At 56.1% G+C, this 4,593-nt stretch carries 3 rRNA genes; all 3 read right to left on the reverse strand.

The features are described from left to right. Positions 1 to 77: 77 nt before the first annotated feature. Positions 78 to 189, reverse strand: a 5S ribosomal RNA gene (rrf, locus tag EJV47_RS27690). An 82-nt stretch (positions 190 to 271) separates the two neighbouring features. Further along, positions 272 to 3,173 (reverse strand): 23S ribosomal RNA (locus EJV47_RS27695). Positions 3,174 to 3,247: 74 nt separating this feature from the next. Then, positions 3,248 to 4,593 (reverse strand): 16S ribosomal RNA (locus tag EJV47_RS27700); the annotation flags it as partial.

Genomic DNA, 4,593 nt, shown 5'->3' on the forward strand with positions numbered 1-4,593 from the left:
GCCCGCGGGAAACGGGGCCCTTAAACGGCGACAGCCCCGCGGTCCGGGGCTGGACCAGCGGGGCTGGGGCGTGACAAGGTTGGCGGCGACCGACTCTCCCGCCGGCGAAGGCAGTACCATGGGCGCTCCGGGGCTTAACGACTCTGTTCGGAATGGGAAGAGGTGAACACCCGGGCTAAAGCCACCATTGTCGATGCAGCTGCTCGAAAGCAACTGTGAACTTTTGACGCACGGCCAGCAAACAACGAGAAAAGAATTACACGAGCGGTTGATTCGGAAGCGTTCGGTTCATTAGTACTGCTCGGCTGACTGTTTCCAGCTTAAGACCTGCAGCCTATCAACGTGATGATCTGTCACGGACCTTATCAACGGAATGCTCATCTTCAGGTGAGTTTCGCACTTAGATGCTTTCAGCGCTTATCTCGACCCAGCGTAGCTACCCAGCGCTGCACCTGGCGGCACAACTGGTACACCAGCGGCTGGTCCAATCCGGTCCTCTCGTACTAAGATCAGGTCCTGGCAACATTCCAACGCCCGCCACAGATAGGGACCGAACTGTCTCACGACGTTCTGAACCCAGCTCGCGTGCCACTTTAATCGGCGAACAGCCGAACCCTTGGGACCTTCTCCAGCCCCAGGACGTGACGAGCCGACATCGAGGTGCCAAACCTCCCCGTCGATATGAGCTCTTGGGGGAGATCAGCCTGTTATCCCCGGCGTACCTTTTATCCTTTGAGCGATGGCCCTTCCATGCGGAACCACCGGATCACTATATCCGTCTTTCGACCCTGCTCGGCGTGTCAGCCTCACAGTCAAGCCCGCTTCTGCTATTGCGCTCTGCATCCGGTTACCAAGCGGATTGAGCGGACCTTTGAAAGCCTCCGATACACTTTTGGAGGCGACCACCCCAGTCAAACTACCCACCAGACACTGTTTCCCGGTTAGAGATTAGGCTCCAAGCAACGCAAGGGTGGTATTTCAACGTCGGCTCCCCGAGACCTAGCGGCCCCGGCTCAACGCCTCCCACCTATGCTACACATGCGGTGCCCAGAGTCAATGTCAAGCTGTAGTAAAGGTGCACGGGGTCTTTCCGTCCCGTGGCGGGTACTCGGCATCTTCACCGAGACTACAATTTCACCGAGCTCACGGCTGAGACAGCGCCCAGATCGTTACACCATTCGTGCAGGTCGGAACTTACCCGACAAGGAATTTCGCTACCTTAGGACCGTTATAGTTACGGCCGCCGTTTACCGGGGCTTCGATTCAAACCTTCGCTTGCGCTAAGTTCCCCTCTTAACCTTCCGGCACCGGGCAGGTGTCAGGCCTTATACTTCCTCTTGCGAGTTCGCAAAGCCATGTGTTTTTGTTAAACAGTCGCCTGGGCCTTTTCACTGCGGCTTCTCCATCACTGGAGGAAGCGTCCCTTCTCCCGAAGTTACAGGACCATTTTGCCGAGTTCCTTGGCCGTGATTCACTCGAGCGCCTCAGGATGCTCTCCTTGACTACCTGTGTCGGTTTGCGGTACGGGTTGTCTTGCAGTAAACGCTTAGCGGGTTTTCTTGGGAGTCTGATTAGGGTCACTATGCCCGCGTCCCGCAGGACTTAGGCTACTATCGGCTTTCAGCTAGGTGGGCGTACTTTACTACCCTCCCAATACCTACGGCGTTCAACGGGCACTTCCGTCCGCCCGCGGACCTTTCACTTCTCCGTCACCGCATCACTCCACAAAACAAGTGCTGGAATATCAACCAGCTGGCCATCGGTCGTCGCTTGTCAGCTTAGCCTTAGGTCCCGACTAACCCTGCTCCGATTAGCGTTGAGCAGGAAACCTTAGTCTATCGGCGTGGGGGTTTCGCACCCCCATTATCGTTACTCATGCCTACATTTGCTTTTCCAGCCGCTCCACGGCGCCTCCCGGTCACCGCTTCACCGCTGCTGGAATGCTCCCCTACCGCTGTGCTAATGCACAACCCATCGCTTCGGTACCGGACTTGATGCCCGCGTATTATCGATGCCCTGTCGCTCGACCAGTGAGCTGTTACGCACTCTTTAAATGAATGGCTGCTTCCAAGCCAACATCCTGGCTGTCAAGGCAACTGGACCTCCTTTGTTCAACTTAGCCCGGATTTAGGGACCTTAGCGGATGGTCTGGGTTCTTTCCCTCTCGGCGCAGGACCTTAGCACCCCACGCCTCACTGCCCGGTATATCAAGACGCCATTCGGAGTTCGTCTGGATTCGGTAGGCTGTGACACCCCCTAGTCCAATCGGTAGCTCTACCTGCGCTTGACTCAACCCGGACGCTGTACCTCAATACATTTCGGGGAGTACGAGCTATTTCTCAGTTTGATTGGCCTTTCACCCCTACCCACAAGTCATCCAAATCCTTTTCAACGGAAACTGGTTCGGACCTCCAGTGCGCGTTACCGCACCTTCATCCTGCTCATGGGTAGATCACAAAGTTTCGCGTCTACCCCCTCTGACTCTGCGCCCTGTTCAGACTCGCTTTCGCTGCGGCTCCGTGTGTTCACACACTTAACCTTGCCAGAGAGGCGTAACTCGTAGGCTCATTATGCAAAAGGCACGCCGTCACCCCACCCAGGGGCTCCGACCGCTTGTAAGCGCACGGTTTCAGGTTCTTTTCACTCCCTTATCCAGGGTTCTTTTCACCTTTCCCTCACGGTACTGGTTCACTATCGGTCTCTCAGGAGTATGTAGCCTTACCGGATGGTACCGGCGGATTCAGACGGGATTTCGCTGGTCCCGCCTTACTCAGGAGTCTGTTAAGGCCCTAACAAATGTCGCTTACCGGACTCTCACCGTCTATGGTTGACTTTCCCACGTCATTCAGCTACCTGTTAGCGGTCCTATGTTACAGTCCTACAACCCCGGTGCCGCCGTAACGGCACTGGTTTGGGCTCATCCCCGTTCGCTCGCCACTACTTGGGGAATCATTGTTATTTTCTGTTCCTCCGGGTACTTAGATGTTTCAGTTCCCCGGGTTCGCCCTACTTGCAAGCAAGTAGTACCAAGTCTTCAACTTGGTGGGTTGCCCCATTCGGAAATCGTGGGATTAACGGGTATGTGCCCCTCCCCCACGCTTATCGCAGCTTATCACGTCCTTCATCGCCTCTGAGAGCCTAGGCATCCCCCGTGCGCCCTTCGTTACTTCCGTAAGTAACGGTCGATCCAGAGTAATCATGGATCTATCGTTTGCTCGTTGTGATGCTTCACCATCCGTAGCTCCAGAAAGGAGGTGATCCAGCCGCACCTTCCGGTACGGCTACCTTGTTACGACTTAGCCCCAGTTACCTGTTTTACCCTAACTGGCTTCTGTGACGAGCACCAGCTTCAGGTCCACCAGACTTCCATGGCTTGACGGGCGGTGTGTACAAGGCCCGGGAACGTATTCACCGCGTCGTTGCTGATACGCGATTACTAGTGATTCCAGCTTCACGGAGTCGAGTTGCAGACTCCGATCCGAACTGAGAACGGCTTTTTGAGATTGGCTCCGCATCGCTGCGTGGCGACCCTCTGTACCGTCCATTGTAGCACGTGTGTAGCCCGAGGCGTAAGGGCCATGATGACCTGACGTCGTCCCCGCCTTCCTCGCTGCTTGCGCAGGCAGTCTGGCTAGAGTCCCCACCATTACGTGCTGGCAACTAACCATAGGGGTTGCGCTCGTTGCGGGACTTAACCCAACACCTCACGGCACGAGCTGACGACGGCCATGCAGCACCTTGCTTTGTGTCCCGAAGGAAAGGTCCATCTCTGAACCGGTCACGCGCATTCTAGCCTCGGTAAGGTTCCTCGCGTATCATCGAATTAAACCACATGCTCCACCACTTGTGCGGGCCCCCGTCAATTCCTTTGAGTTTCACCGTTGCCGGCGTACTCCCCAGGTGGGATACTTAACGCTTTCGCTAAGCCGCGGACTGTGTATCGCCCACAGCGAGTATCCATCGTTTACGGCGTGGACTACCAGGGTATCTAATCCTGTTCGCTCCCCACGCTTTCGTGCCTCAGTGTCAGTACCAGCCTAGTCAGCTGCCTACGCAATCGGGGTTCTGGATGGTATCTATGCATTTCACCGCTACACCATCCATTCCGCCAACCTCGTCTGGACTCAAGCCCTGTAGTATCCATGGCAGTTCTGCTGTTGAGCAGCAGGCTTTCACCACGGACTTGCAGGGCCACCTACGCACCCTTTAAACCCAATAAATCCGGACAACGCTCGCACCCTCCGTATTACCGCGGCTGCTGGCACGGAGTTAGCCGGTGCTTATTCAACCGGTACCGTCGATTTCCCTCGCAAGGGCGTTTTCTTCCCGGTCAAAAGACGTTTACAACCCAGAAGGCCTTCATCCGTCACGCGGCATGGCTGGGTCAGGCTCGCGCCCATTGCCCAATATTCCCTACTGCTGCCTCCCGTAGGAGTCTGGCCCGTATCTCAGTGCCAGTGTGGGGGATCGGCCTCTCAGCTCCCCTAGCCATCGTCGCCTTGGTGAGCCGTTACCTCACCAACTAGCTAATGGCACGCAGGCTCATCTATCTCCGAAATTCTTTAACTGTTGGGCGATGCCGCCCTGCAGTGT

The sequence above is a fragment of the Hymenobacter gummosus genome, from assembly GCF_003970915.1.
Classification (GTDB): domain Bacteria; phylum Bacteroidota; class Bacteroidia; order Cytophagales; family Hymenobacteraceae; genus Solirubrum; species Solirubrum gummosum.